This window comes from Kitasatospora sp. NPDC056531, assembly GCF_042794375.1.
GTDB lineage: Bacteria > Actinomycetota > Actinomycetes > Streptomycetales > Streptomycetaceae > Kitasatospora.
In genome coordinates this window covers 13,086-38,185 of sequence record NZ_JBHTTU010000019.1, presented here as the reverse complement: position 1 = coordinate 38,185, position 25,100 = coordinate 13,086, and the positions used below count along the sequence as shown (strand labels likewise).

Below are 25,100 nucleotides of genomic sequence, written 5' to 3'. Positions count from 1 at the left end.
GAGGGGCGGTCGCCCCGCGACGCAAGTCGCCCGGCGACCGCCCCTCTGCCGTTCCCGGAGGCCCGTCGCGGCCTTCCGGAACCACCGGTTCGAGTCGTCGAGCCGCATTACCACCTGGGGGCTTGCGCTGTCTCACAGAAGCGCTTTTCCGATGATCTGTTCTACTGCGCTGCTGTGATTCCCCGGCGCCGACCTGGCCCAAGGTGTCATGCTGCTCCAAGTCAGGGGGGTTGGTCCCAATGTCCGAAGTGTTCCGAGGGCTGCCGTTCCAACGATCACCAGAGGTCCGGCCGGAGGTCGACGTGTCCGCGAACATCAATCCCACCGTGCGCCGCCGGCGCCTCGGCTCGGAGCTGCGAAAACTCCGCGAGGGCCTCGGGATGACGGCGGAGGAGGTCGCCGGCCGGCTGATGGTCTCCCAGTCGAAGATCAGTCGGCTCGAGAACGGCCGTCGCAGCATCAGCCAGCGCGACGTGCGCGACCTCTGCGACGTCTACAACGTGTCCGACGAACAGATGCGCAGCAGCCTGATGGAGATGGCCAAGGAGTCCCGCCAGCGCGGCTGGTGGCACGACTTCAACGACATGCCGACCCCGTACAGCGTCTACATCGGCCTGGAGGCCGAGGCCTCCTCGATCCGCGCCTACGAGTCCTCCTTCATCCCGGGGCTGCTCCAGACCGAGCAGTACGCCCAGGCCGTGGTCGAGGGCACCCAGCCGGACACCGACGCGATCGCGGTGCAGCGCCGGGTGCAGGTGCGGATGAAGCGCCAGGAGCGCGTCCACGGCGAGAACCAGCTCGGCAGCCTGTGGACCGTCATAGACGAGGCGGCGCTGCGCCGCGAGGTCGGCAGCCGGGAGATCATGGCCCGGCAGCTGCAGCAGATGCTGGAGCTCAGCCTGCGCCCGAACATCACCATCCAGGTGATCCCGTTCTCGCACGGCGCCCATCCCGGCATGACCGGGACATTCTCCCTGCTGGAGTTCCCGGAGTCAGCCGATTCCACGGTTGTCTACTTCGAAGGTGTGACGAGCGATCTCTACCTGGAGAAGGAGGCCGACGTGCGCCGCTATACCGGTCTTTACGACTACCTGAGAGCGGCCGCACTCGGTGTCGCGGAGAGCCGGTCGCTGATAGCCGACATCGAAAAGGGATACCACGAATGAGCACCCCCTCCGAGTACGGAACCCCCTGGCGCAAGAGCAGTCACAGCGGTGGCCAGGGCGCCTGTGTGGAGATCGCCGGACCTGCCGCCGGGGCGGTGGCGGTCCGGGACTCCAAGGACCCGCTCGGCCCGCAGCTGCTCTTCTCCACCGAGGCCTGGAACGCGTTCGCGTCGGCCGCGGCGGCGGGCGCCTTCGGCGAGGCCTGACCGGGATCCGTGCTCGGACGAGTTGCCCGTAGCGCCGTCCGTCGCCCCGAGCGGCGGCCGATGCTACGGGCAACTGCCGTTTCACGGCGTTCGTTCAGTGCACCACCGGGTACCGGACCGACCAGTTGACGCCCTCCGGGGTCTGCCGGTCGTGCAGTTCGGTGCCGTGCATCAGCTCCAGCGCGAAGTCGTCGGCGAGTTCGAGGATCGCGCCACGTCCCTCCAGCCCCGCCAGCAGGCCCGGCGGCAGCGCGGTGTCGCCGTGCAGCACCCCGAGCAGGTTGCCGCAGATCGCGCCGGTGGAGTCGCTGTCCCCGGAGTGGTTGACCGCCAACAGCAGGCCCGAGCGCACGTCGTGGGCGACCAGGGCGCAGTAGACCGCGATCGCCAGCGCCTCCTCGGCGACCCAGCCCTCCCCCAGCGCCTCGACCCGCTCGGCGGACGGCTCGCCGGCCCGGACGGCGTCCAGCGCGGCCCGCAGCGCGGCCGTGGTCTCCTCGTGCGCCTGCCGCTCGGAGAGCAGCGCCAGCGCGAGGTGGACGCCCTCCTCCAGGGTGCCGCCACGGGCCACCGACTGGACGATCACCGCGAACGCGCCCGCCGCCAGGTAGCCGGTCGGGTGGCCGTGGGTGAGGACCGAGCACTCCACCGCGAGTTGGAAGACCAGGCCCGGTTCCCAGGTGGTGAGCAGCCCGAACGGCGCCGCCCGCACCACCGTGCCGCAGCCCTTGGAGTGCGGGTTCTTGGGGCGCTCCAGGGTGCCGAGCCGCTCGCCGTCCGGCCCGGTCAGGCCGGTGAGGCAGCCCTGGCCGGGGGCGCGCTGGGCGTACAGCCACTCCTCGCGACCGAGCCAGCCGAGGTCGGGGCGGCGCTCGTCCGGGCCCCAGTCGCGCTGGGTGGCGGCCCAGCGCAGGTAGGCCAGGTGCAGGTCGGTGGGCGGGTGCCAGCTGCCGGTGTCGCGCCGGATGTGGGCCCGGATCAGGCCGTCCACGGTGAACAGGCTGAGCTGGGTGTCGTCGGTGACGGCGCCGGTGCGCCCGTAGGCGGGGACGTAGCCGGTGACGCCCCGCGGGCCGTGCTGGGCCCGGATCTTCTCCAGCGACTCGAACTCGACGCCGGCGCCGAGCGCGTCACCGATGGCACCGCCGAGCAGGCAGCCCCGCACCCGGCTGCGGAAGTCCTGCTGCTGGGCTCGTGACCACAGGGGCATCACGACGGGGCGCCTTTCGTCGGGGTCGGGGGGCGGGTCCGCGCGACGCACGGCCGCCGCGCGCCCTGGCACTGTATTCGAAGGCGCGAGCGAAACGACGGCGTCCCTCGCACTTCGGTTCCCCGCCCCGGCCGCCGTCCCCGCCCCGACCGCCGTCTCCGCGACGGCCGGGGTCCCGCGGTCGGCCTGGACCGGCCCAGGCCGGACAGGCCTTAGTCCAGCACCGGGAGCAGCTCCGGCAGGTGCCCGTCCGAGGCCAGCGCCGCCGCCTGCCGCTCGGCCGGCACCTCGCCGTAGAGGGTGGTGCGCTGGCGGTGGGGGCGGCCCGCGGCCTCGGCGATCGCCTGGAGGTCGCGCACCGACTTGTAGCTGCCGTACGCCGAGCCGGCCATCCGCGAGATGGTCTCCTCCATCAGCGTGCCGCCCAGGTCGTTGGCGCCCGAGCGGAGCATCTCGGCCGCGCCTTCGGTGCCCAGCTTCACCCAGCTGGTCTGGATGTTGGGGATGTGCGGGTGCAGCAGCAGCCGGGCCATGGCGACCACGGCGCGGTTGTCCCGGGCGGTCGGGCCGGGGCGGGCGATGCCGGCCAGGTAGACCGGGGCGTTGGTGTGGATGAACGGGAGGGTGACGAACTCGGTGAAACCACCGGTGCGCTGCTGGATGTCGGCGAGCAGCCGCAGGTGGCCGAGCCAGTGCTTAGGGGTGTCCACGTGCCCGTACATCATCGTGGACGAGGAACGGATGCCCAGCTCGTGCGCGGTGGTGACCACCTCGACCCAGGTCGCGGCCGGCAGCTTGCCCTTGGTGAGCACCCAGCGGACCTCGTCGTCCAGGATCTCGGCGGCGGTGCCCGGGATGGTGTCCAGGCCCGACTCCTTGGCCCGCTGCAGCCAGTCTCGGATCGAGAGCCCGGTCCGGGTCGCGCCGTTGACCACCTCCATCGGGGAGAACGCGTGCACGTGGATCCCGGGCACCCGTTCCTTCACCGCGCGGGCGATGTCGAAGTAGGCGGTGCCGGGCAGGTCCGGGTGGATGCCGCCCTGCATGCACACCTCGGTGGCGCCCACCTCCCAGGCCTGCGCGGCCCGTTCGGCGACCTGCTCCAGGGAGAGGGTGTAGGCGTCGGCGTCGGTGCGGCGCTGGGCGAAGGCGCAGAAGCGGCAGCCGGTGTAGCAGACGTTGGTGAAGTTGATGTTCCGGGTGACGCAGTAGGTGACGTCGTCCCCGACCGCGTCCCGGCGGACGTCGTCGGCGATCCGGCACAGGGCGTCCAGGGCCGGGCCGTCCGCGTGGAACAGGGCCAGCGCGTGGTCGTCGGTGAGCTTGGTCGGGTCGTCGGCGGCCACCGCCAGGGCCTCGCGCAGGTCGCCCACGAGGCGCTCGGGCGCGCCCTTCGCGAGCACCTGCTCGCGCAGCACCTCCCAGTCGCCGTACACGTCCTCGAAGTCGGCCCGGCGGTCGCCGGTGCGGCCCTCGGTGTCGACGGCGGTGTGCAGGTCGGTCCGCCCGTACGCCTCCGGGAGGTCCTCGGGCTCCTGCCAGGGGCGGCCCTCGACCACCGCGTCCGGGTTCGCCAGGCCGGTGGCCGGGTCGGCCAGGGCGCGCACGTGCGGCAGCACCCGCGGGTCCAGCCAGGGTTCGCCGCGCAGCACGTACTCGGGGTAGACGGCGAGGCGTTCGCGCAGTTCGAAGCCGGCCGCGGCCGAGCGCTCGGCGAGGCGGTCGATCTGCGGCCAGGGGCGCTCGGGGTTGACGTGGTCCGGGGTCAGCGGGGAGACGCCGCCCCAGTCGTCGATGCCGGCCGCGATCAGCCGCTCGTACTCACCGTCCACCAGGTTCGGCGGCGCCTGCAGGCACGCCGTCGGGCCGAGCAGGTGGCGGGCCACCGCCACCGTGGCCACCAGCTCGTCCAGTTCGGCGTCCGGCATGCCACGCATCGCGGTGTCCGGCTTGGCGCGGAAGTTCTGCAGGATCAGTTCCTGGACGCCGTGGTAGGCCCGGGAGACCTTGCGCAGCGCGAACAGCGACTCGGCGCGCTCCTGGTACGTCTCGCCGATGCCGATCAGCAGGCCGCTGGTGAACGGAACGGAGCTGCGGCCGGCGTCCTCCAGCACGCGCAGCCGGACGGCCGGTTCCTTGTCCGGGGAGCCGAAGTGCGGGCCGCCGGGCTCGCTCCACAGCCGGGTGGCGGTGGTCTCCAGCATCATGCCCATCGAGGCGGAGACCGGCTTCAGCCGCTGGAAGTCCGTCCAGCTCAGCACCCCGGGGTTGAGGTGCGGCAGCAGGCCGGTCTCCTCCAGGATGCGGACGGACATCGCCCGCACGTAGGCGATGGTGTCGTCGTAGCCGTGCGCGTCCAGCCACTCGCGGGCCTCGGGCCAGCGGTCCTCGGGCTTGTCTCCGAGCGTGATCAGGGCTTCTTTGCAGCCGAGTTCGGCCCCGCGCCGGGCCACCTCCAGCACCTCGTCCGGGGACATGAACATCCCGTGCCCGGCCCGGCGCAGCTTGCCGGGGACGGTGGCGAAGGTGCAGTAGTGGCACTTGTCGCGGCAGAGCCGGGTGAGCGGGATGAAGACGCTCTTGGAGTAGGTGATGACGCCGGGTCGGCCGGCCGCCTCCAGTCCGGCGTCGCGCACCCGGGCGGCACCGGCGCACAGGTCGCGCAGGTCCTCGCCTCTGGCCTGGAGCAGCACGGCCGCCTCGGTCACGTCGAGGGCCACGCCGTCCCGGGCGCGACGCAGGGCGCGCCGCATCGCGTTCGCGGTCGGAGGGGTGCTTGCGTCCACGGCGGTTCCGTCCATGGCGCGACCCTACGCCAGGTGTCGTACGTTCGGAGGAGTCAACCCTGAGGCCTTCTCAGGGTCGATATACCTACCAGGTTCACCCCGATCTGGCCCTGCAGGGCGATGACGTCGTGGCGGCACCCGCCTCTAATGGAAGGACAGAGCCAATCGCAGGGGTTCACAGAGGAGTTGAAGACGCCATGACCAATGAAACGGCGGCGGGGGACCAGCAGGACGGCGCAGTGCCGTTCCGTTCACGACGGCGCACCCTGGTACGGGCCGGGGTCCCGCTGGCGGTGGCCGCGGTGATCGCCACCGGGGTCGGGCTGGTGCCCGCGCTGGCCGCCGACTCCCCGCCCGACCTGCCGGCCGTCTCGGCGGAGGCGCTGGTGGCCAAGGCGCTCGGCTCCGACGCCCAGACCCTGTCCGGGACGGTGTCGGTCTCGACCGACCTCGGGCTGCCCGGCCAGCTGCTGAGCGGGGCCGGCGGTCTCGCCGCGGCGGCCGGGCACGGCGGCGAGCAGGGCAAGGGCTCCTCGGCGGACCCGCAGGCCAAGCTGCTCGGCCTGCTCGGCGGGGACCAGACCCTGCGGGTCGCGGTGGACGGGCCGGACCGCCAGCGGGTGGACCTGATGGAGAACATGGCGGGCTACAGCCTGGTCCGCAACGGCGACCAGAGCTGGGCCTGGGACAGCTCGACCAACAGCGCGGTGCACCTGACCGGGCGTCCGGCGGGCGAGCACCGGCCCGAGGCTCCGCTGACCGGGGTGCCGACCACCCCGCAGGAGGCCGCCAAGCGGTTCCTGACCGAGAGCGCCGGCACCACCTCCGTCACCGTGGCCGGGACGGCCACCGTGGCCGGGCAGAAGGCGTACCAGCTGAGCGTCAAGCCGACCCAGTCCGGCTCGACCGTCGCCGAGGTGCGGATCTCGGTGGCCGCCGACAACGGGGTGCCGCTCGCGGTGGTGGTGAAGTCCACCGACGGCTCCACCGTGCTGGACGTCCACTTCACCGAGGTGTCCTTCGCCAAGCCGGCCGCCAAGACCTTCGACTTCACGGTGCCCAAGGGCGCCAAGGTGACGGAGCAGAAGGCGGACGACGCGGCCAAGGGTCACGAGGCCAAGGCCGGGGCTGCCAAGGACCACGGCGGCGTGAACGTGATCGGCGAGGGCTGGACGGCCGTGGTCTCCACCCGGCTGCCCGCCGGGGAGGCCAAGGGCGACGGCAAGCAGGGCAAGCACCACGGCCAGCCGGTGAACCCGCAGGCGCTGGCGAAGTCGCTGGGCAAGCCGGTCGGCGGCGGCACGCTGATCAGCACCAAGGTCGTCAACGTCCTGCTCACCGACGACGGCCGGGTCTTCGCCGGTGCGGTGACCCTGCCGGTCCTGCAGCACGCCGCCGGGGTGAACTGACGGATGACCGGGACTCCCGTAACGGGGGACGTTACGGAGTCGGTCGGGGGCCCGGGCGCCGCGCCGCGCCCGGCCCCCGCTCCTTCCGCCTCCCCGACCGACGACGTGATCAGAACCCGCGGCCTGACCAAGCGCTTCCGGGGCGGCCAGCTCGCCGTGGACGGCCTGGACCTGGCCGTGCCACGCGGCTCGGTGTTCGGCTTCCTCGGCCCCAACGGCTCCGGCAAGACCACCACCATCCGGATGCTGATGGGCCTGATCGCCCCCACCTCCGGCGTGGCCACCGTGCTCGGCGAGTCGATGCCGCAGTCCGTCGCCACCGTGCTGCCCCGGGTGGGCGCGCTGATCGAGGGCCCGGCGCTGTACGGCTTCCTCTCCGGCCGGGACAACCTGGTCCGCTTCGACTCCGCCGACCCGACCGCCGACCCGCGCACCCGCCGGCAGCGGGTGGACGCCGCGCTGGAGCGGGTCGGCCTGAGTGCCGCGGCCGGCAAGAAGGCCCGTGCCTACTCCCTGGGGATGAAGCAGCGCCTGGGCCTTGCCTCCGCGCTGCTGCAGCCGCGCGAGCTGCTGGTGCTGGACGAGCCGACCAACGGCCTGGACCCGCAGGGCATGCGGGAGATCCGGGCGCTGGTGCGGGAGGTCGCGGCGGAGGGCACCACGGTGTTCCTCTCCTCGCACCTGCTGGACGAGATCGAACAGGTCTGCACCCACGCGGCGGTGATGTCCCGGGGCCGGCTGGTGGTGCAGGGCACCGTCACCGAGCTGGCCGCCCGGGCCCAGGGCCGGCTGGTGGTCCGCACCCCCGACGTGGCGCAGGCCGCCGAGGTGCTGGCCGCCCACCAGGTGGGTTCGCTGGTGCCCGGCGAGGGCCGGGTGGACGGCGAGCTGGGCGCCCAGGGCGGCGACGAGGTGCTGCCCAAACTGTGCGCGGCGCTGGTCGAGGCCGGGGTGCGGGTGCACGGATTCGGGCTGGAGCGAGGCACGTTGGAGGACGCCTTCGTGGCGCTGACCGGGGAGGGCTTCGATGTCGCAGGCTGAGGCGCTGCCGGTGGCCGGGCGTCGGCCGCAGACCGCGGCCGGGTTCCTGGCGCTGTTCCGCAACGAGCTGCACCTGACCTTCCGCCGGCTGCGCACCAAGGTGCTGCTGGGCATCCTGGCGGTGCTGCCGATCCTGATCGGCGTGGTGGTCAAGCTCAACACCGACAGCCCGCACGAGGGCGGCGGCGGGCCGAGCTTCATCGCGCAGACGACCCAGAACGGGCTGTTCCTGGTGTTCACCGCGCTGGCGGTGGCACTGCCGGTCTTCCTCCCGATGACGGTCGGGGTGGTGGCCGGGGACTCGGTCGCCGGCGAGGCGGCCACCGGGACGCTGCGCTACCTGCTGGTCGCCCCGGCCGGGCGGACCAGGCTACTGGCCGCCAAGTTCACCGCCGGGCTGGTGTTCTGCCTGGCCGCGACGGCGGCGGTCGCGCTGTCGGCGCTGGCCACCGGGGCCGCGCTGTTCCCGCTCGGCGAGGTCACGCTGATCTCCGGGGACACCGTCGGCTTCTCCGACGCGCTGCTGCGGGCGGTGCTGGTGGCCGGGGTGGTCGCGCTCTCGCTGGCCGGGCTGGTGGCCATCGGGCTGTTCGTCTCGACCCTCACCGGCAGCGGCATCGCGGCGATGGCCGCGACCGTCGGCCTGGTGATCACCGTGCAGATCCTGGACGCCTTCCCGCAGCTGGACGCGATCCGGCCGTTCCTGTTCACCCACTACTGGATGAACTTCTCCGACCTGCTGCGCGAACCGATGTACTGGGACGGCGTGTGGAAGGACCTCGGCCTGCAGGCCGCCTACGTCGCCGTGTTCGGCTCGGCGGCCTGGTCGCGGTTCACCAGCCGCGACATCAGCGCGTGAGCGACATCAGCGCGTGAGCGACATCAGCGCGTGAGCGACATCAGCGCGTGACGGTTTCCTTGAGGGACTCCGCCTGGGCGGGCTGCGCAACGGCCGCGGCCCGCCCCGCGCGGTCGGCCCGCACCTGGCGCAGCGCGTCCCAGGTGAGCAGCGCGAGCGCGGCCCAGACCAGGGCGAAGCCGGCCCAGCGCGCGGGCGGCATCGACTCGTGGAAGACGGCGACGCCGATCAGGAACTGGAACACCGGCGCCAGGTACTGCAGCAGCCCGAGCACGGTCAGCGGAACCCGCACGGCCGCCGCGCCGAAGAACAGCAGCGGGATCGCGGTGATCACGCCGCTGAGCATCAGCAGCGCCGAGTGCCCCCAGCCGTACGAGCCGGGCACGGTGTGCCCGAAGGTGCCGTGCCCGCTGACCTCCAGGTAGATCAGGTAGCCGAGGGCGAAGGGAAACATAAAGGCGCTCTCCGCCGCCAGGCTCTCCAGCCCGCTCAGCCCGACCTGCTTCTTCAGCAGGCCGTAGGTGGCGAAGGAGAGCGCCAGGACGAGCGCGATCCAGGGCAGCTGCCCGTAGGCGACGGTCAGGACCGCGACGGCGGCGGCGCCGATGCCGACGGCCGTCCACTGGGCGCCGCGCAGCCGCTCCTTGAGCACCAGGACACCGAAGCCGATGGTGACCAGGGGGTTGATGAAGTAGCCGAGGCTGGTCTCCACCACGTGGCCGTTGTTGACGGCCCAGATGTAGACGCCCCAGTTGACGGAGATCACCGTGGCCGCACCGGCCAGCATGGCGAGTCGGCGGGGCTGGCGCAGCAGCGGACGTATCCAGCTCCAGTGCCGCTGGGCCACCAGCATCAGCACCACGGCGACCAGGGACCAGACCATCCGGTTGGCCAGGATGTCGTCGGCGGCGCCGGGCTCCAGCAGCGGCCAGAACAACGGGAAGAGCCCCCAGATGCCGTAGGCCGCCATGCCGTACCAGAGGCCTCGGCCGCTGTCCTGCTGGGTTGTCTGTGGCATGGCCGAGTGCCCTCCCGCGCGCGCGATGTATCGAGGTGACGGTAGCGGGCGGGAGGGCGGGCTGTCATCTCCGTTTTCGGATTTTGGTCATGACATTGCTTGAATGCTGGACGGGTTCCGGCCTTTTCGCAGGTCAGGTGGTTGCCTCATGCACCCAGTGCGGCGCGGACAGACTCGGCCAGCGGGACGGTCGGGCGGCCGATCAGCCGGGCCAGGTCACCGGTGCGCAGGGCCAGCTCACCCCTGGCGATGGCCGCGTCGGTGTTCGGGAACAGCTCCGCGAAGCCCTCCGGCAGCCCCGCGGCCACCAGTCGGCGGACCTGCTCCTGCGCGGTGACGTCCCGGTACGCCACCGGGCTGCCGGAGGCCGCGGTCAGCTCGGCCGCCAGCTCGCCCATGCTCCAGTCGGCATCGCCGCTCAGCTCGTACACCTTGTTCTCGTGCCCCTCGCCGGTGAGGACCGCCACCGCCGCGTCGGCGTAGTCCCGGCGGGCGGCACCGGCCACCCGCCCCTCCCCGCTGCTGCCGAAGACCTCGCCGCTCGCGACGCTCGCGGCCGCGCCCGCCACGTAGTTCTCCAGCCGCTGGGGCGTGCTGGTGCTGGTCGCCCTGCGCGAACGCGGCTACCGCTTCAGCGAGCTGCGCCGACGGGTCTGCGGGGTCAGCGAGAAGATGCTCGCCCAGACGCTGCAGACCCTGGAGCGGGACGGCTTGGTGCTGCGCGTGGCCCACCCCGTGATCCCGCCCCGGGTCGACTACAGCCTCACCCCGCTCGGACGCGAGGCCGCCGAGCACGTCACGGCGCTCGCGCGCTGGGTGGAGTCCCGGATGTGCGCCGTCGCCGGTGCCCGCGAGGAGTACGACGGGCGGCCTACCGCTCCTTGATCAGCACTGCTCCTTGATCAGTGCCGCCAGCCCGTCCAGCACCCGGCCCAGCCCGAAGGCGTACGCGTGCTCCGGGCTGTACGCGCCGCCGTGCGCCAGGCCGGCGGCGGCGCCGACGCGGGCGGCGACCGGGTAGCGCTCGGCGTCGAAGACCCGGGCGAGCAGCCCGGCGTTGGCCTCCCACCACTGGGAGTCGGTCAGTGCGCTGTCCTGCTGGGCGGCGCGCTCGTCGGCGGCCATCCGGGCGCAGGTCTGGACGAAGCCGAGCAGGTGGGTCAGCGCGGCGTCCAGCTCTTCGTCCGGCAGGCCGGTGCCCTCGAAGGCGCGCAGCTCGTACTCGTACTTGGCCATCAGGCCCGGGCCGAGCGGCGGGCGGCTGGTGGAGACGGCGGCGACCCAGGGGTGGGCGCCGAACAGCGCCCGGTTGTCGTCGGCGACGGCGGTGACCCCGGCCCGCCAGCCCGCGTCGGCCGGGGCGCTGCGGGGCATCGTGGCGTAGACGGTGTCCAGCATCAGGTCGAGCAGCTCGGCCTTGCCGGGGACGTAGGTGTAGAGCGCCATCGGGGACAACCCGAGCTCCTGGGCGACCCGGCGCATGGTGACGGCGTCCACGCCCTCGGCGTCGGCCAGAGCGATCGCCGTGGCGGCGATCTCAGCGGTCGAGCGGGCCTGCTTCGGGCCGCGCCGGCCGGGCTTCTCCTCGGCGGTCAGCCCCCAGAGCAGGGCGAGGGTGCGCGCCGGGTCTCCTGCGCTGCTGCGGTCCGTGGCCATGGGACGGATCCTTTCACGGCGGCGGCCTCGGCAGCCGTGGGCGGCTACCGTCTCCCCATGACCAGCCCTGAGCCACTCCCCGGCACGGACACCGCCCAGGCCCTCCGGCCCCGGGTCACCTGCCGCCGCTGCCACCGGCCGCTGCACGACCCGGAGTCGCGGATGCTGCGGCTGGGACCGGAGTGCCGCGACCCGGTGGAGCGGGTCGCACGGTTCGAGGTGGACCAGGAAGCGCTGCCGGGGGTCTAGGACCGCCCGAAGAGACGGCGGATCAGGCCGGGGCGGGGCTCGGGCCGATGCGGTGCGCTCGGCTCCACCGGCGCCTCCTCCTCGGTGTCCTCGGCGTTCCCGGTGTTCTCGGTGTTCTCGGTGTTCCCGGCGCCGTCGGCGCCCCGGCCGCCCTCCTCCGCCAGCAGGTGCCGGGCGAGGTCGCGGTCGGCCGGGTCCGTCCACGGCGCGGCGAGCACCAGGGCGGCGAACGAGCGCTGGATCGTCACCACCCGGCTGCGGCGCGCCCGGGCGCCGTACTCCAGCCGCCGGTGCAGCAGCCCGGCGATGTCGGCCCGGCTGTCCGGGTGCGTCCAACCGATCGCGACCAGGGCGAAGCCGGCCGCCTCGACCACCCAGTCCTCGGGCCCGAGCAGCAGGTCGCGCAGCACCCGGCGGCGCTCCGAGCCCTCCCACGGCTGGTCGGTGCGGTGGTGGGCGATGCCGAGGCAGGCGAAGGCCTGGACGGCGCGCACCCACAGTTCGGGCTGGTGCGCGAGCAGGGCGCGGCCGAGGTCGTCCTCGCGGGGCAGCGGCGGGTGGACCAGTACGCCGAGCAGCTCCTCCAACGGCAGTCCGGCCAGCCGGACGGCGTGGTCGTAGGCGGCGGGAACGGTCGGCCAGACGATCTCGGCGGTGGCGCGGACGAGTTCGGCGCTCGAAGCGGCGGGCGGGGCGACGGCCGGGCGCGGGTCGGTGCCGTCCCAGGACCAGATCCTGGTGGTGGGCTCGGTCAGCGGCAGCCTGGGGTCGGGCTCGCCGACGGACCGGTAGGAGACGGTGGAGCGCGGCAGGGCGAGGTGGACGGCCAGCAGTGAGCTGGGCGGCTCGACGGCGGAGGCGGTGCAGTCGATCTCGGTGTCGCGGCCGGTGCCGTCGGCGCCGAGCACCTGGTGCAGCACGTTGACGGTCGCCTCGGTGGCGCCGGAGACCATGCCGAGCCAGGGCTCGCGGTGGCTGAGCCGCTCCAGCAGGTCCTGGGCGTACTCGTGGTCGGGGTGGGCGCGGTGGTGGTCGGCCAGGCCGAGCAGGTGCACCGGGTCCCCGTCGAGGGCATGGCGCAGCCCGTACCCGGCCGGGGCGGCCTTGGGGTGGTCGGGCGCGGTGGCGAGCACCCGGTCCAGCCAGGTCAGGCCGTCGGCCGGGCGGCCGAGGGCGCCGTACAGCTCGGCCACGTCGACGGCGAGGTAGCTGCTGGAGTTGTCCTTCTCCGGTGCCTCCCGGCCCAGTTCGGCCTCCCAGACGGCGAGCGCCGCCTCGGGCTGCCCGTCGGAGCGCAGGGCGTTGCCGAGCATCACGGAGGGCAGGTAGCCGGGAGCCGACCGGTGGGCCCGTTCGGCGAGTTCGACGGCCCGGGCGGTGGCGCCGAGGCGGCGGGTCAGGCCGGAGGCCATCGCCAGCAGCAGCGCATGCTCGCCGTTGCGGGCCAGTACGGCCCGGACGAACTCCTCGAAGGGCCTTACGGCGTCGGCCAGTTCGTCGGGCATCGGGTCGGGCAGGGCGCCGGCGGCGCGGGCCACCGCCTGGGCGACGGCGTCCGGGTCGACCAGGGCGGGCAGGTCCTCGCGGGCGAGCCAGGCGGTGTGCGCCCAGGGGCGGGCCGGCTCGTACTGGATCGCCGAGGCGAGCAGGCCGACGGCGGTGTCCCAGTCCCCGGCGGCGGCCTCCACGTGGGCGCGGCAGGCGACGGTGCCGAGGTAGACCTCGCCGTCCAGCGGGAACAGCTCGCGCGCCGCCGCCGGGCCGCCCGCCGCCGCGCACAACTCGGCCAGCGCCTCGTGCAGTTCGGGCAGTTGGGGGTCGGAGAGGATGGCGTCGGCGAGGTGGTCGGCGGCGTGGGCGAGGTCCCCGGAGTCGATCGCCAGCCGGGCGACGGCCACCTCACCCTCGGCCGCCAGCCGCTCGTCGCCCTCGTCGTCGGTGTGCGCCATCGCCCTGTCCCCCGGTCGCGCCGTGATCGCTCGTTCCCCGTGCGCGGACGAGGCTATCCGGTGCGCCTGGCCGCCGGATGATCACCCTGGGGCGATCGGAGCCCCAACTCCTCGACCGGAGCCCCAACTCCTCGACTGGATACGACCCTTACGAGTGGTTTAGACCTCGGAAACGTTCAGATCCCGGACGCCGCCCAGCACGATGACTCCGGTGCTTCGAGAGCGAAGCACCGTTCACCGACGACCTGTTGAGGAAATGATGAAGCTTTCCCGCGTGCTGTCCGCAGCCGCCTCGGCCGCCGTTCTGAGCACCCTCGTCCTGGCCGGGCCGACGGCCACCCAGGCCGCCGCCGCAGGCTCCTTCGTAGTCAGCGAGGCCCAGTTCAACCAGATGTTCCCGAACCGGAACCCCTTCTACACGTACCAGGGTCTGACCAACGCCCTGAGCGCCTACCCCGGCTTCACCAAGACCGGCGACGACGCCACCCACAAGCGCGAGGCGGCCGCCTTTCTCGCCAACGTCAGCCACGAGACCGGCGGCCTGAAGTACGTCGTCGAGCAGAACACCGCCAACTACAGCCACTACTGCGACACCACCCAGCCGTACGGCTGCCCCGCCGGGCACTCCGCGTACTACGGCCGCGGGCCGCTGCAGCTCAGCTGGAACTTCAACTACAAGGCCGCGGGCGACGCCCTGCACATCGACCTGCTGCACGACCCGTACAAGGTGGAGAAGGACCCGACCGTCGCCTGGAAGACCGGCCTCTGGTTCTGGGACAGCCAGAAGGGGGCCGGGACGGCGACACCGCACGACGCCATCGTCAACAACAAGGGCTTCGGCGAGACCATCCGCAGCATCAACGGCGACCTGGAGTGCAACGGCAAGAACCCGGACGAGCGCAACGACCGGATCAACCTGTTCAAGAGGTTCGTCGGCGTCCTCGGCACGAACGTGGGCGGTGGCAACATCTCCTGCTGATCCCCCAGGTGTCCCGGAGCCGGAAGTCGGCCGGGCCGACTTCCTGCTCCACACGTCTCCGTACGGATCCGCCGCGCCCGACGGTCCGGGCAAAACCGCTCGCCCCGGGCGCGCTCTGCCTGCCACCATCCGGACGTGACGACGCTGTTCCTGATGGTCGGCCTGCCCGGGGCCGGAAAGACCACCGAGGCCCGCCGGCTCGCCGAGCAGCACCGGGCGATCAGGCTGAGCCCGGACGAGTGGATGATCCCGCTGTTCGACGGGCTCGAGGCTGACGGCAAACGCGACGTGCTGGAGGGGCGGCTGCTGACGATCGCCCTGGAGGCCCTGCGGGCGGGCACCGACGTGGTGGTGGACTTCGGCTGCTGGGGCCGGGACGAACGCTCCGCGATCCGCTGGCTGGCGGAGTCGATCGGCGCGTCCTGCCGGATGCGCTACCTCCCGGTCGACCCGGACACCCAGCGCGCCCGCATCGCCCACCGCTGGGCGACGACCCCGCACGAGACCCTCCCGATGACCGAGGCCGACATCCTCGACGGGCACGCCCACTTCGAGGAACCCGGCGCCGCGGAACTGGCGGGCCGGGACCTCGACGAGGCCCCGCCCGGCTGGGCCGACTGGCGCGCCTGGGCCGCCGAGCGCTGGCCGTCCTTCGTCTGACGGCCGGGCGGCCCGTGTCAGTGCTGCGGGGCGGACGGGTTCAGGACGGCCACCAGGAGGCGGTTGGACAGCGGGGTCGGGGCGCCGAAGTCGAGGCCGAGGTTGGAGATCGAGTAGACGGCGCGGACGGACAGGTCGCGGGTGGCGAACATGCCGTTGGCGTAACCGTCGTCGTGGCCGGTCTTGCCCCACAGCACCGTGCCGTTCGGCAGCGGGGTGGACATCAGGCCGGCGCCGAAGCAGGCCACCTTGTTGCAGGAGGTGCCGCCGACGAACGGGACGAGCTTGCCCTCGTTGTCCTTGGGCAGGGTGAACAGCTCGTTCTGCTGCGCGGCGGGCAGCAGACGCCCCTGGAGCAGCGCGGTCAGGAAATGGTCGAGGTCAGCCGTGGTGGAGATCATGTTGGACGGGTCGCCGCCCTGCTCGCTGGTGTCGACGGCCTGGCCGCTGTCGGCGGTCATGTAGCCGTGCAGGTAGGGGCGGGGCATCTCCGGGTCGTCCTCGGGCACCGAGGTCTGGGTCAGGTGCAGGGGGTCCAGGATGCGGTTGGTGACCTCGCCCTTGAAGGAGTTGCCGGTGGTCTGCTCGATGAGCTCGGCCGCGATGCGGAAACCGAGGGAGTTGTACTCCTGCTCGGTGCCGGGCGCGAAGTGCGGGCCGGGCCACGGGCGGCCGTCGGGGCGCAGGGTTTCCTGGATGATCTGGTCGAAGGTGCGGTAGTCGTAGCGGTCGGCGATCGTCTCGTCGGCGCTCTCGGCGGGCTTGCCCTCGTCCACGTTCGGCAGGCCGCTGGTGTAGTTGACGAGCTGGCGGACGGTGATCGGCTGGAACGTGTCCGGGAGCAGGCCCGGCATGTAGTGCTGGACGGTCTGGTCGAGGTCGATCCGGCCTTCGGCGGCGAGCTGGAGGAGGACGGTGGTCTCGAAGACCTTGGAGATGCTGCCGGCGTGGAAGTGCGCGTTCTCCGGGATCTTCCGGCCGGTCTGGGAGTCCGTGGTGGAGCCCTTCCACAGCTGTCCCGGCTCGGCGACCAGGGCGACCGCGCCGGAGGCGTTGTCGGAGGGCCGGGTCTCGATGGCGGCCTGGAGCGCGGCGGGGTTCAGTACCGGAAAGGCCGTCGTGGTGGTGGAGCCCGTGCCGCTCGCGGCGAACGCCTGGGCGCCCGAGGCGGCGGTCAGGCCCACGAGGGCGGAGCAGGCCAGTCCGAGGGCGGCGGCGCGGCGGGCGAGGGGCTTCATGTGACACTCCGTTGGACGAGCCGCTCCTGAACGGCTTCTTGGCGACGTGTTCGATCCTGCTCGGCCGCCGAGCCGACCGGTATCGGGATGAACCCTGAACCGCCCCTGATCAGTCCTGCCGCCGCCTAAGGGTGACCACCAATCAGCGGCGGGGCGGACGAACTCGCCGCCGCCCGGCTACCGTTGCTCCGCATGACCCGTACCGAGCCCGAGATCACCGCGGAGCTGGTCCGACAGCTGCTGCGCGACCAGCACCCCGACCTGGCCGACCGCCCCGTGCGGCTCGGCGCACGCGGCTGGGACAACCAGCTGTGGCGACTGGGCGAGGACCTCGCCGTCCGGCTGCCCTGGGCCACGAAAGACGCGGACGCGCTGCTGCGCAAGGAGCACGCCTGGCTGCCCGGCCTCGCGCCGCGCCTTCCGCTGCCCGTCCCGGTGCCGCAGCGCCTCGGCGAGCCCTCCGAGCGGTTCCCGCGCCCGTGGCTCGTCACCACCTGGGTGCCGGGGGCGCCCGCCGACCGCGAGCCCGCCACCCGCGCCGAGGCGGCGGCCGACGCCCTGGCCGCCTTCCTGGCCGCCCTCCATCAGCCCGCCCCTGCCGGAGCTCCCGTCGGCCGCGGCCGCGGCGGGCCGCCGTCCGACCACGCCGAGGGGTTCGACCGGCAGCTCGCCGAGGCCGTCGACCTGGGGCTGATCCCCGACCCGGACGCCGTCCGGGCCGTCTGGGCCGACGCCGTGGCCGCGCCGCCGTGGTCGGGACCGCCCGTGTGGCTGCACGCCGACCTGCATCCGGCCAACGTCCTCACCGCCGACGGCACCATCTGCGGCGTGATCGACTTCGGCGACCTCTGCATGGGCGATCCGGCCTGCGACCTCGCCGCCGCGTGGGCCCTGCTGCCGGACGGCGCCCGCGACCGCTTCCACGCGGCCTACCGGCCGACCGCGGACACCGCGACCCTGCGCCGCGCCCGCGGCTGGGCGGCGCTGCGCGCCCTCAGCGGCCTCCGGATCGGGGAGGCCGGCCTGCGCGGCCTCCCCGGCGGCAAGGCCAGCTGGGGGCCGCCCGCTCACGCCGCCCTGCGGCGCCTGACTCACTCGTTCGAGTGAGTATCGCGGCGGGTGACGGAGATCTGTAGCAGGCTCCTCCTCGCGGCTGACGCACCGTCAGGCTCGACGGCGAACCCTACGGAGATTCCCATGGCCAACTACCCGAAGGACTTCCGGTACTCCAAGGACCACGAGTGGGTGCAACCCACGGTGGACGGCAAGGCACGGGTCGGCATCACCGAATACGCCCAGAGGCAGCTCGGCGACGTCGTCTTCGTCGAACTTCCCAAGGTGGGAGCCAAGTTCGAGGCCAACAGGCCGTTCGGAACGGTGGAGTCGGTCAAGGCGGTGAGCGAGCTCTACGCTCCGGCGTCCGGGACGGTCTCCGCGATCAACGAGGAGCTGAACGACGAACCCGAGCTGATCAACACCGACGCCCACAGCGGCGGATGGATCATCGAACTCAAGCTGACCAAGACCAGTGAGCTGGAGGCCCTGCTCTCGGCCGCCGAGTACGAGGCCTACGTCGCCGAGGGGTCGGAGTAACCGCCTCCCGGCCCTCCTCGCGCGGCTCCCGCCACGAGGAGGGCCGGGTGCGCGCGGATGTTCGTCAGGGTGCGTCGGTGCGGCGCAGGTCGTAGAGGTACGACTTGCCGGCCTTCCAGCTCCGCCAGGGGCCGAGGGGCGGGAACGCCTCTTCCCCGGTCCGCCCGAGCAGCGGCCAGCCGTTGCCGATCCCGTCGGCACCGACGGTGCACCAGCCCCGCCCGGGCAGCCAGCGGCACCACACGTCCAGGTCCACCCGCTCGAACGACGGCCTGCCGTTGAACTCGCCGTCCCGGCGGTAGCGGTAGACCAGGCCGTCCAGACGGCGCACGAACTCGAAGGACACGGCGACTCCCCCAGTTGGAGATCGGAGACGGACCCTTTCGCCGGACCATCCTTCCGGCCGCGCCGTGCCTCCCGCACCTGAATATTTCAGGACGAGAAATATTCATGCGGATGGCTGTGTTCCGGTTGGTGTCCGCGCGGAAGGTCCGCGCAAGGCTGGAAGGAGTACAGCGCCGTGCGCGTCGAGGTCTGGAGCGATATCAACTGCCCGTGGTGCTACATCGGCAAGGCGCGGTTCGAGAAGGCCTTGCAGCACTTCCCGCACCGCGACGAGGTGGAGGTCGTCCACCGCTCCTTCGAGCTGGACCCGCACGCACCGCGCGAGGCCCGTCCAGTCATCCCGCTGCTCGCCGCCAAGTACGGGATGAGCCTGGAGCAGGCCGAGGCGGCGGAGGCCCGGATCGCCGAGAACGCGCGCGGCGAGGGGCTGCCGTACCTGGACGACGGGCGCGACGCGGCGAACTCCTTCGACATGCACCGCCTGCTGCACTTCGCCAAGGAGCACGGCCGACAGGGGCAGCTGCTGGACGCGCTGTACCGGGCCAACTTCGCCGAGGAGCGCTCCGCCTTCGAGGACGGGCGGCTGGTCGAGCTGGCCGTCGAGGCGGGCTTGGACGGCGAGGCGGCCGCCGCCGTACTGGCCGATCCGGAGGCGTACGCGGAGGCGGTGCGCGAGGACGAGGCAACAGCGACCGCGATGGGGGCGACGGGGGTGCCGTTCTTCGTCCTGGACCGGCGGCTCGGGGTGTCCGGCGCGCAGCCTGCGGAAACGTTCATGCGGGCGCTGGAGCAGGCCTGGGAGAGCCGGGTGGCGGTGCCGCTGGTGCCCCTCAAGCCCGCGAGCTGAGGGGTTTGGAGTAGGAAGTCGGACGGGCCGACTTCCTACTCCCGGGCCGGTCGGGTCACTGGGCGCGCCAGCGGTGGGCGTAGGTGAGGTGCAGACCCCCAGGGACGCCCTTGGCCGCGCGGCCGGAGCCCCAGCCCCCGTGGGTGAGGGTGACGCAGTAGTGCGCGTCGGGCCGCCAGCCGGGGCGCCAGCCGGGTGCCTCACGGCTGAGCCCGTGGAGCAGGGAGCCCGTCCAGCGGAAGGCGGTGGGGCTGCCGGTGACCACCAGCGTGTGGGCGGCACCGGCGAAGCGGAGGTGGTCGCGCCAGCCCGTGAAGTTGTGGCGCTCGTAGTCGATCGCCTCCTCGGGCGGGAAGTCGGTGGCCGGGAGGTCGACGGTGTGCGGGATCCCGGCGCCCAGGCGGGCGCGGACCTCCTTCCAGCGGGACGGCGGGAAACCGAGGCTGTGGTGGACGAGCAGGAGGTCCAACCGGTCCTCGGCCGGGACGTCGGGCAGGCCGGTCGGGCCGGTCGGGCCGGTATTGGCACGTAGCGGCAGGTGGATCAGCGACCGCTTCGAGCGGGCGGCCAGGGCCCAGAGCGTCGCGAGGTCCTCGGCGCACTGCCGGTCGACGTGCAGCTCCGTGAACCAGCTGCCCGGGCTCGCATAGAGGAAGGCGCCGGCGGTCTGCCGGGCCGGGGTGATCACCCGGTATTCGTCCCGGCCGAGGCGGACCCGGTGGATCTTCGTTCTCAGTCTCACCGGGTTGTCGTACCGGAGGTCAGGGTGGGCTGTCCTGCGGATTTCTAGTCTTTTCGCTTCGGCGAGCGGGAACCGGCTGCCGGTGATCGCCCAGCTGGTCCAGGCCGATGAGGACACCGTGTGCGACGTGATCCACCGCAGCCCCGGAGTGCCGAAAGGGACAAGTTCACGCGAAGGACAGCGACAGAAGGACGACTCAGGAGGCGGACGGCTCGATCTCCCCCGCAAAGACGATGACCTGGTCGATGAGGCTCCGCCGCAGATGGACGACGTCCGTTCCCGCTAGGCGGGGGCCTCCATCCGGCGTGGTGAAGACCCACCGGTACCGGGCCCACTCGTCAGGCATGTCCACCTCTGAGCAGCGCATCATCGTGCCGGTCCCCGCCGGGTGGCGCCGGATATCCAGCACGAACCGCTCGACCGCCGCGATTCCTTCGCTGCGACCCAACGGCCCCCAGAAGACCACGTCTGAGGTCAGGGCCTGGGAGAGCAGGGCAGTCACATAGCTGTCGTCCGAGGCGTTAAACGCGGAGATGAACGTGTCGATCGCGGAGCGTGCCGTCTCTTCCTGCATGCCCCAGTAATACCAGCCGTTGCGCGTGCGCTCGTCCCGCGAGCCGCCTTCCGATCACGGTGGATCATCCCGGTCACAGCACTAGTCGTAGAAGAACTGGCGGAGGTCCTCGACCGAGCCGGGGCCGGTGACGAAGGCCTCGAACCGGGCGACCGCGCCGAGCGGCGGCGGGCCGTCGGCGAGGAGCCGCCGCAGCCAGGTCTCGCCCTGCTCGCCGACCGCGTAGACGGCGGAGAGCAGTTCGGCCATGCCCGCCGGGCGGGGAGGGGTGACGCCGACGACGGGGACGAGTTCCCAGCCGCCTGCCCGGGCGGCGAGACGGAGCACGCCCGCCCAGGTGGCGATGCGGCAGATGCGGGCGCGCAAGGAGGGTTCGACGGACGGGTCCGGATAACCGAATCCGATGGTGGCGGTAGCGATGTCGTCCATCACCTGGCGCTCAAGAGGGCTGCGGGTCCAACGGCCCTCCTGGGCGTCCTCGATGGCGGCGTGCCACCACTCCCAGGCGTCGTGAAGGCGGGTAGCGAACTCGTCCATGCGGCCAGGCTAGTGGGCGCGCGGGTTGAGGCGGGAGGCCAGCCAGGGGGAGTTGCGGCCGGCGGCCTCGCGGTAGGCGATGCGCTGGACGGCGAAGAGCAGGCGGTAGAGGTTGAGGGCGGTGTCGGAGCCGTCGGCGGCGAAGCCCAGGCGGAAGACGAACGATTCGAGGTCGGGCCAGTCGAAGTCGTCGGGGACGGGCGGGGTGACGGGGGTGGCGGCGAGGGAGTTGAACGCGGCGGCGACGGCGTAGTGGGTCGCGGCGAGGGCGTTGGCGACGGCCGGGTCCGGGTCGGGGTCTGACATGTCAGTGCTCCTCTTCGTCGGGCTTTGCAACATTGAGCGCGGTGATGACGCCCAGGGCGACCGTGGTGATCGCGAGGGCGAGGAGGGAGAGAAAGGCAACGGCGATCAGGAACCGCACTGGCGCTCGCGGTCCGCGTCGAGGAGGAGGGTGAGGAGGTTGAGCAAGGTCGAGGCCGGCGCGGTGTTGAAGCGGACGAGGACGCGGCCGTCGAGGGTCTTGTCCGTGGTGGCGGACGGGAAGATCAGGCCGAACTTCTTGCCGCGCTCGTGGAGTTCGGCGAGGAGGGTGCGGATGTGCTCGTCGGTGTAGGCCCGGATCCGGGGGTCGGTGGGCTTCATGGGCTGACGACGGCGGTTCACGCGGCGACCTCCAGTGTGAGGTGGGCCGCCGGGCGAGGTGCCAGCCCGTGGGCTGGTCCTTTTCCCAGCGGCCTCCTCCCGAACCCGTCGTGCGACGTTAACCGCAACGGGCTCTCCAGTGATTTCCGCGAGGTGCGCTTTCGCAGTCAACGTGGATGCCGTTGTGGCAGGTTGGGCAGACGAGTAGGGTTACTCGTCTCCTCCTGGCCATGTCGGCGGCCCACTTTGGTTGCTCCTGCCCGAAGAGGTCGAGATCGGCAAGCTTGCGGATCTGGTGGACCGCGATGTCCTCGGTCGCTCCGCAAAGCTCACAGATCCCGGTCAACAGCCTTCTGACCAACTCTCGTTGGCGTGGTGCGGAGACTGCCTGGACAGGATCGCGGTCCTTGAGAACCGCGCCCTTTCTGCGCTGGAGTGGGATTCCACCGAACCGGGCGACCAGTGGCTTGCTGCTCGGGGCACGGGTGATGCTGACCTGGAGGCACTTGCGCGGCCCGGCCGGTGTGTCGATGGTGGCCTTGTACTTGCGGGCCATCTTCGACACGGTCGAGCGGTGCTTGTTCGCCAGGGAGCACAGCAGCGAGGACTGCATGACCCAGTGCAGCCGGTTCAGTCGGTGGACGTCGCCGGCCAGCAGGTAGTACTGGACGATCCCGCGATACCTGGCACCGAAGATGCCGACGAGGTTGTAATCGTCGTGTTTGTACATCGACGGCTGGTGCGCGGGTTTCCCGCGTGTCAGGTAGGGCGCACATTTGGCCTTGATCACGTCTTTCGGGACGTGGAGGGCGATGGTTCCGTTCACCGAGCGACGGAGCCGCCGGTTTCCCTTCTTCCGCTCGGACCTTCCGTCGTCCCGTTGAGTCCTGATCTCGTAGCCGAGGAATCTGGCAGCTTGTGTTCTGGCATGGGTGACCAGCGTTTTCTCCTCGGACAGTTCCAGCTTGAGGTCATCGCGCAGGAACCGTGCGAGGCGCTGTTTGATCTCGTCGGCCTCGGCCTTGGGTCCGGCGAACCCGAGGAGGGTGTCATCGGCGTACCTCACATAACGCAGGCGGCGGTATCCCGGGTCATTCATGTCCTGACTCGGGAGAGAATGAAGCCGCTTGCGCAAGGCGCGCACGGCGGTGCGATCACCGCGCCTTCGTGCACGCTGGATAGCGTCTCCGACCCTGCGATACTCGGGGTTCCTCGCCCTGAGTCCGCCTCGGGTGTACTCCGGCATGAGAACCTTTTCGACGAAGGAGTCCAACCGGTGCAGGTAGATGTTGGACAGGATGGGCGACAGGACACCGCCCTGCGGAGCGCCACTCAGTGTGGCATTCCAGTTCCAGTCCTCCAGGTATCCGGCTTTGAGCATGTTGCGCACAAGCCGCAGGAACCGGTTGTCGTGGATCTTCTCGGCCAGCGTTTCGAGCATCACCCGATGGTCGAGCGCGTCGAAGCACTGGGCGATATCGCCCTCGATGAACCAGCTGGTCCCGGTCCAGGTGCGGACCACGTCGCGCAGTGCGGTGTGGCAGCCCCGGTGGGGACGGAAACCATGGGAGCGGTCGGAGAACTTCGGCTCGTAGTACGCCTCCAGCAGGAGACGCATCACCTCACCGACCAGCTTGTCCGTCCAGGACGGCAACCCCAGCGGCCTTCGCTTCCCGTTCTTCTTCGGAATGAAGACCCGCTTGACCGGCTTGAACCGGTGGCGCTCGTGGCGCATCGCGTCGATGACGCGTCCGATCTTCGCCAGTGACATGCCGTCCGCGGTTTCCCCTGTCGCCCCGGGTGTCATCGCCCCCTTGTTGGAGTAGATGCGCCCGTAGGCCATGAGATACAACTGCGGGTTGAACATCTGCCGATAGAGCTCCCTGCACGGCAGGCCGCGCCTGCCGCGTTCACGGAGGATATCAAGTACCGCTTCGGCGCTCTGCATTACGCATACCTCCCGGTTCCATTGATATCCGGTCACCTGTGTCCCTTGGCCCTGTGGACGGCTTTCCCGTCCTCCCCGGCAGGTCGTGACTCCTGCGACTACTACGGACACTCCGTCACCATTGGGCTCGCGCCCTTTAGGTGATCCCCTGTTCGTCCTGGTTGTACGTGATAGCGCGACTTAGGCGCCCCACTCATCTCCTTGAATATCCTCGCTGGACATCGCCCCGCTCCCCGGAGTTGCATCGGCATTCGAAGGACCTGATGCAGGGAGCGGCACCGGTTTCGGATACCTTTCCGGCGGATCTGTCTTTGAATCGACTGGAGATTAGGGTTCAGGCAATCCAGCTTTCGCCGTATCGCGCGGGCCTCGCGGTACACCGTCCCTGATATCTGGGCCCAGTCACCGCTTCACTGGCATGCTACGGCCCCCTTAGTCTTTCGACGCCAGGTAAGCCATTGGGCCCAGGAATAACCTCCGAATTCCTCCCGGCTATGCCGGGGATACAGCCAGGCGCTTTCAGGGCGCACTCGAACCAGACGACCTTGCCCTGCTTGCGGGGGTCGACGCCGAAACGGTGGGTGAGGGCTTGGACGAGGTGGAGGCCCCGGCCGGAGAGAGCAAGCGGGTCGGCAGGGGTGCGGGGCGCGGGGAGGAGCGGGCTGCCGTCGCTCACCGAGACGCGGAGGAGCTGCGGGGAGAGGGCGAGGGTGACGAGGGGCGACGAACTCCCCGCGTGCTTCCAGGCATTGACGAAGAGCTCGTGAAGCGCGAGCTCGGCGTCGGCGATGAGGGCGGGTGGCCACCCGGCGGAGGCGAGGAGGCCGCAGAGCTCAGTACGAGCGGTGGACCAGTCGGGAGGATTGGAGACACACATAAGAAACCCCAGGGGAAAGAGAGGAGGGGAATCGACGAAGCAGACACTTCGTCATGTGATCAGTGCAACACTGAGAGTAGGGCCAGAGGTCTCACGCATGCAACCCGATCACCGAGAAACCTCGCCCAGCTTGGCTAAGCTCACTCGTGTGGGTGGAGACTGGACCGACACGGAAGGAACCCCCCTTGGCACTCAGGACCCAAATCAGCGAGCGACAGCGGAGATTCGGCGCTGAGCTGAGGCGCCTGCGCGAGACAGCGGGCCTGGCAGTCAAGGATGCCGGCGCCCTCATCGGCATCGCCGGCCCACAGCTAAGCCACATCGAGGCCGCCCGGACGAGCCTCGACCCGGAACGACTCGCGGCTTTGCTCGAAGGCTACGGGTGCACGGATGAGACCTACATCAGGCTTCTGTGCGATCTCGGAGCGAGCAACGGCAAGGGCTGGTGGAGCGACTTCAAGGGGAGGGTCCCGACGCTCTCCTTGGACCTGGCAGAAGCAGAAGACAGGGCAGAATCCTTCGCTGCCTTCGATTCGTTGCACATCCCCGGAACGTTGCAAATTCCG

At 71.3% G+C, this 25,100-nt stretch carries 27 protein-coding genes and 1 pseudogene; 13 read left to right on the top strand and 15 right to left on the bottom strand.

What is annotated here, in order from left to right:
• Positions 1 to 302: 302 nt before the first annotated feature.
• Together ACFQ87_RS18630 and ACFQ87_RS18625 are read left to right on the top strand one after the other, a co-directional pair.
• Positions 303 to 1,166, top strand: a complete 864-nt coding sequence (locus ACFQ87_RS18630) for a helix-turn-helix domain-containing protein (protein ID WP_380611856.1) — start codon at positions 303 to 305, stop codon at positions 1,164 to 1,166.
• Positions 1,163 to 1,372: a DUF397 domain-containing protein gene (locus tag ACFQ87_RS18625; protein WP_380611855.1), complete on the top strand. Its 210-nt coding sequence runs from the start codon at positions 1,163 to 1,165 to the stop codon at positions 1,370 to 1,372. Before ACFQ87_RS18630 ends, ACFQ87_RS18625 begins: the two co-directional genes overlap by 4 nt.
• 94 nt (positions 1,373 to 1,466) lie before the next feature.
• Here the strand turns inward: ACFQ87_RS18625 and ACFQ87_RS18620 are convergent, their stop codons facing one another.
• Both ACFQ87_RS18620 and ACFQ87_RS18615 read right to left on the bottom strand, forming a co-directional pair.
• The gene (locus tag ACFQ87_RS18620; RefSeq protein WP_380611918.1) at positions 1,467 to 2,582 is read right to left on the bottom strand and encodes an ADP-ribosylglycohydrolase family protein; all 1,116 of its coding nucleotides are present in this window, start codon (positions 2,580 to 2,582) and stop codon (positions 1,467 to 1,469) included.
• A 212-nt stretch (positions 2,583 to 2,794) separates the two neighbouring features.
• Entirely contained in the window at positions 2,795 to 5,383 is a 2,589-nt protein-coding gene (locus ACFQ87_RS18615; RefSeq protein ID WP_380611854.1) for a bifunctional FO biosynthesis protein CofGH, read from the bottom strand.
• A 182-nt stretch (positions 5,384 to 5,565) separates the two neighbouring features.
• On the opposite strand from ACFQ87_RS18615, the gene ACFQ87_RS18610 reads away from it, so the two are divergent.
• From ACFQ87_RS18610 to ACFQ87_RS18600, 3 genes are read left to right on the top strand one after another with little or no spacing between them, the layout of a single operon-like run.
• Entirely contained in the window at positions 5,566 to 6,777 is a 1,212-nt protein-coding gene (locus ACFQ87_RS18610) for an outer membrane lipoprotein carrier protein LolA (protein WP_380611853.1), read from the top strand.
• A gap of 3 nt (positions 6,778 to 6,780) precedes the next feature.
• Positions 6,781 to 7,818 (top strand): ABC transporter ATP-binding protein, encoded by a 1,038-nt coding sequence (locus ACFQ87_RS18605; RefSeq protein WP_380611852.1) that lies wholly within the window; start codon positions 6,781 to 6,783, stop codon positions 7,816 to 7,818.
• On the top strand, positions 7,805 to 8,677 hold the full coding sequence (locus tag ACFQ87_RS18600; protein ID WP_380611851.1) for an ABC transporter permease: 873 nt from the start codon (positions 7,805 to 7,807) through the stop codon (positions 8,675 to 8,677). The genes ACFQ87_RS18605 and ACFQ87_RS18600 overlap by 14 nt, the downstream gene beginning before the upstream one ends.
• A gap of 40 nt (positions 8,678 to 8,717) precedes the next feature.
• On the opposite strand, the gene rarD is transcribed toward ACFQ87_RS18600, so the two are convergent.
• Positions 8,718 to 9,695, bottom strand: a complete 978-nt coding sequence (gene rarD / locus ACFQ87_RS18595; protein WP_380611850.1) for an EamA family transporter RarD — start codon at positions 9,693 to 9,695, stop codon at positions 8,718 to 8,720.
• A gap of 146 nt (positions 9,696 to 9,841) precedes the next feature.
• Complete coding sequence (locus ACFQ87_RS18590; RefSeq protein WP_380611849.1) at positions 9,842 to 10,264, bottom strand: hypothetical protein; 423 nt, start codon at positions 10,262 to 10,264, stop codon at positions 9,842 to 9,844.
• Between the two features lie 7 nt (positions 10,265 to 10,271).
• Here ACFQ87_RS18590 and ACFQ87_RS18585 point away from each other — a divergent pair.
• Positions 10,272 to 10,580, top strand: a pseudogene (locus ACFQ87_RS18585) (winged helix-turn-helix transcriptional regulator); the annotation flags it as partial.
• Here ACFQ87_RS18585 and ACFQ87_RS18580 read toward each other — a convergent pair.
• Positions 10,581 to 11,351, bottom strand: coding sequence for a TetR/AcrR family transcriptional regulator (locus ACFQ87_RS18580; RefSeq protein ID WP_380611848.1), 771 nt, complete (start codon positions 11,349 to 11,351; stop codon positions 10,581 to 10,583). It abuts the pseudogene before it with no gap.
• 57 nt (positions 11,352 to 11,408) lie between these two features.
• Between ACFQ87_RS18580 and ACFQ87_RS18575 the strand changes: the two genes are divergently transcribed.
• On the top strand, positions 11,409 to 11,600 hold the full coding sequence (locus ACFQ87_RS18575; RefSeq protein ID WP_380611847.1) for a DUF6011 domain-containing protein: 192 nt from the start codon (positions 11,409 to 11,411) through the stop codon (positions 11,598 to 11,600).
• Here the strand turns inward: ACFQ87_RS18575 and ACFQ87_RS18570 are convergent.
• Entirely contained in the window at positions 11,597 to 13,549 is a 1,953-nt protein-coding gene (locus ACFQ87_RS18570) for a tetratricopeptide repeat protein (protein WP_380611846.1), read from the bottom strand. The genes ACFQ87_RS18575 and ACFQ87_RS18570 overlap by 4 nt on opposite strands.
• Positions 13,550 to 13,808: 259 nt before the next feature.
• Between ACFQ87_RS18570 and ACFQ87_RS18565 the strand changes: the two genes are divergently transcribed.
• Together ACFQ87_RS18565 and ACFQ87_RS18560 are read left to right on the top strand one after the other, a co-directional pair.
• On the top strand, positions 13,809 to 14,528 hold the full coding sequence (locus ACFQ87_RS18565) for a chitinase (RefSeq protein ID WP_380611845.1): 720 nt from the start codon (positions 13,809 to 13,811) through the stop codon (positions 14,526 to 14,528).
• A gap of 135 nt (positions 14,529 to 14,663) precedes the next feature.
• Positions 14,664 to 15,188: an AAA family ATPase gene (locus tag ACFQ87_RS18560; RefSeq protein ID WP_380611844.1), complete on the top strand. Its 525-nt coding sequence runs from the start codon at positions 14,664 to 14,666 to the stop codon at positions 15,186 to 15,188.
• Between the two features lie 17 nt (positions 15,189 to 15,205).
• On the opposite strand, the gene ACFQ87_RS18555 is transcribed toward ACFQ87_RS18560, so the two are convergent.
• Positions 15,206 to 16,426, bottom strand: coding sequence for a serine hydrolase domain-containing protein (locus tag ACFQ87_RS18555; protein ID WP_380611843.1), 1,221 nt, complete (start codon positions 16,424 to 16,426; stop codon positions 15,206 to 15,208).
• Positions 16,427 to 16,618: 192 nt separating this feature from the next.
• Between ACFQ87_RS18555 and ACFQ87_RS18550 the strand changes: the two genes are divergently transcribed.
• Both ACFQ87_RS18550 and gcvH read left to right on the top strand, forming a co-directional pair.
• On the top strand, positions 16,619 to 17,533 hold the full coding sequence (locus ACFQ87_RS18550) for an aminoglycoside phosphotransferase family protein (RefSeq protein WP_380611842.1): 915 nt from the start codon (positions 16,619 to 16,621) through the stop codon (positions 17,531 to 17,533).
• Positions 17,534 to 17,623: 90 nt separating this feature from the next.
• Entirely contained in the window at positions 17,624 to 18,019 is a 396-nt protein-coding gene (gcvH, locus tag ACFQ87_RS18545; protein ID WP_380611841.1) for a glycine cleavage system protein GcvH, read from the top strand.
• Positions 18,020 to 18,083: 64 nt separating this feature from the next.
• Here gcvH and ACFQ87_RS18540 read toward each other — a convergent pair whose 3' ends face one another.
• A complete protein-coding gene (locus ACFQ87_RS18540; RefSeq protein ID WP_380611840.1) occupies positions 18,084 to 18,365 on the bottom strand; it encodes a hypothetical protein in 282 nt (93 codons plus the stop codon).
• Positions 18,366 to 18,539: 174 nt separating this feature from the next.
• On the opposite strand from ACFQ87_RS18540, the gene ACFQ87_RS18535 reads away from it, so the two are divergent.
• Positions 18,540 to 19,211: a DsbA family oxidoreductase gene (locus ACFQ87_RS18535; RefSeq protein ID WP_380611839.1), complete on the top strand. Its 672-nt coding sequence runs from the start codon at positions 18,540 to 18,542 to the stop codon at positions 19,209 to 19,211.
• A 55-nt stretch (positions 19,212 to 19,266) separates the two neighbouring features.
• Here the strand turns inward: ACFQ87_RS18535 and ACFQ87_RS18530 are convergent, their stop codons facing one another.
• The 7 genes from ACFQ87_RS18530 to ACFQ87_RS18500 all read right to left on the bottom strand — a co-directional run bounded on the left by ACFQ87_RS18530 (position 19,267) and on the right by ACFQ87_RS18500 (position 24,534).
• Complete coding sequence (locus ACFQ87_RS18530) at positions 19,267 to 19,953, bottom strand: hypothetical protein (protein WP_380611838.1); 687 nt, start codon at positions 19,951 to 19,953, stop codon at positions 19,267 to 19,269.
• Positions 19,954 to 20,149: 196 nt separating this feature from the next.
• Positions 20,150 to 20,527, bottom strand: a complete 378-nt coding sequence (locus tag ACFQ87_RS18525; RefSeq protein WP_380611837.1) for a nuclear transport factor 2 family protein — start codon at positions 20,525 to 20,527, stop codon at positions 20,150 to 20,152.
• Positions 20,528 to 20,608: 81 nt separating this feature from the next.
• Entirely contained in the window at positions 20,609 to 21,064 is a 456-nt protein-coding gene (locus ACFQ87_RS18520; protein ID WP_380611836.1) for a hypothetical protein, read from the bottom strand.
• 9 nt (positions 21,065 to 21,073) lie between these two features.
• Positions 21,074 to 21,370: a hypothetical protein gene (locus ACFQ87_RS18515; RefSeq protein WP_380611835.1), complete on the bottom strand. Its 297-nt coding sequence runs from the start codon at positions 21,368 to 21,370 to the stop codon at positions 21,074 to 21,076.
• Between the two features lie 105 nt (positions 21,371 to 21,475).
• A complete protein-coding gene (locus tag ACFQ87_RS18510; protein WP_380611834.1) occupies positions 21,476 to 21,709 on the bottom strand; it encodes a hypothetical protein in 234 nt (77 codons plus the stop codon).
• Between the two features lie 118 nt (positions 21,710 to 21,827).
• Entirely contained in the window at positions 21,828 to 23,657 is a 1,830-nt protein-coding gene (locus ACFQ87_RS18505; protein ID WP_380611833.1) for a reverse transcriptase domain-containing protein, read from the bottom strand.
• A 421-nt stretch (positions 23,658 to 24,078) separates the two neighbouring features.
• Entirely contained in the window at positions 24,079 to 24,534 is a 456-nt protein-coding gene (locus ACFQ87_RS18500; protein WP_380611832.1) for an ATP-binding protein, read from the bottom strand.
• A 185-nt stretch (positions 24,535 to 24,719) separates the two neighbouring features.
• On the opposite strand from ACFQ87_RS18500, the gene ACFQ87_RS18495 reads away from it, so the two are divergent.
• Positions 24,720 to 25,100, top strand: a 381-nt coding sequence (locus ACFQ87_RS18495) for a helix-turn-helix domain-containing protein (protein WP_380611831.1), incomplete at its 3' end; no start/stop codon positions are given.

Coding starts and splice junctions, on each gene's coding strand:
- ACFQ87_RS18510 (WP_380611834.1), bottom strand. CDS start 21,709: ATGAAGCCCACCGACCCCCGGATCCGGGCCTACACCGACGAGCACATC.
- ACFQ87_RS18550 (WP_380611842.1), top strand. CDS start 16,619: ATGACCCGTACCGAGCCCGAGATCACCGCGGAGCTGGTCCGACAGCTG.
- ACFQ87_RS18555 (WP_380611843.1), bottom strand. CDS start 16,426: ATGAAGCCCCTCGCCCGCCGCGCCGCCGCCCTCGGACTGGCCTGCTCC.
- ACFQ87_RS18520 (WP_380611836.1), bottom strand. CDS start 21,064: ATGGACGAGTTCGCTACCCGCCTTCACGACGCCTGGGAGTGGTGGCAC.
- ACFQ87_RS18500 (WP_380611832.1), bottom strand. CDS start 24,534: ATGTGTGTCTCCAATCCTCCCGACTGGTCCACCGCTCGTACTGAGCTC.
- ACFQ87_RS18605 (WP_380611852.1), top strand. CDS start 6,781: ATGACCGGGACTCCCGTAACGGGGGACGTTACGGAGTCGGTCGGGGGC.
- gcvH (WP_380611841.1), top strand. CDS start 17,624: ATGGCCAACTACCCGAAGGACTTCCGGTACTCCAAGGACCACGAGTGG.
- rarD (WP_380611850.1), bottom strand. CDS start 9,695: ATGCCACAGACAACCCAGCAGGACAGCGGCCGAGGCCTCTGGTACGGC.
- ACFQ87_RS18505 (WP_380611833.1), bottom strand. CDS start 23,657: ATGCAGAGCGCCGAAGCGGTACTTGATATCCTCCGTGAACGCGGCAGG.
- ACFQ87_RS18570 (WP_380611846.1), bottom strand. CDS start 13,549: ATGGCGCACACCGACGACGAGGGCGACGAGCGGCTGGCGGCCGAGGGT.
- ACFQ87_RS18600 (WP_380611851.1), top strand. CDS start 7,805: ATGTCGCAGGCTGAGGCGCTGCCGGTGGCCGGGCGTCGGCCGCAGACC.
- ACFQ87_RS18615 (WP_380611854.1), bottom strand. CDS start 5,383: ATGGACGGAACCGCCGTGGACGCAAGCACCCCTCCGACCGCGAACGCG.
- ACFQ87_RS18525 (WP_380611837.1), bottom strand. CDS start 20,527: ATGCAGGAAGAGACGGCACGCTCCGCGATCGACACGTTCATCTCCGCG.
- ACFQ87_RS18515 (WP_380611835.1), bottom strand. CDS start 21,370: ATGTCAGACCCCGACCCGGACCCGGCCGTCGCCAACGCCCTCGCCGCG.
- ACFQ87_RS18580 (WP_380611848.1), bottom strand. CDS start 11,351: ATGGCCACGGACCGCAGCAGCGCAGGAGACCCGGCGCGCACCCTCGCC.
- ACFQ87_RS18565 (WP_380611845.1), top strand. CDS start 13,809: ATGAAGCTTTCCCGCGTGCTGTCCGCAGCCGCCTCGGCCGCCGTTCTG.
- ACFQ87_RS18575 (WP_380611847.1), top strand. CDS start 11,409: ATGACCAGCCCTGAGCCACTCCCCGGCACGGACACCGCCCAGGCCCTC.
- ACFQ87_RS18620 (WP_380611918.1), bottom strand. CDS start 2,582: ATGCCCCTGTGGTCACGAGCCCAGCAGCAGGACTTCCGCAGCCGGGTG.
- ACFQ87_RS18625 (WP_380611855.1), top strand. CDS start 1,163: ATGAGCACCCCCTCCGAGTACGGAACCCCCTGGCGCAAGAGCAGTCAC.
- ACFQ87_RS18610 (WP_380611853.1), top strand. CDS start 5,566: ATGACCAATGAAACGGCGGCGGGGGACCAGCAGGACGGCGCAGTGCCG.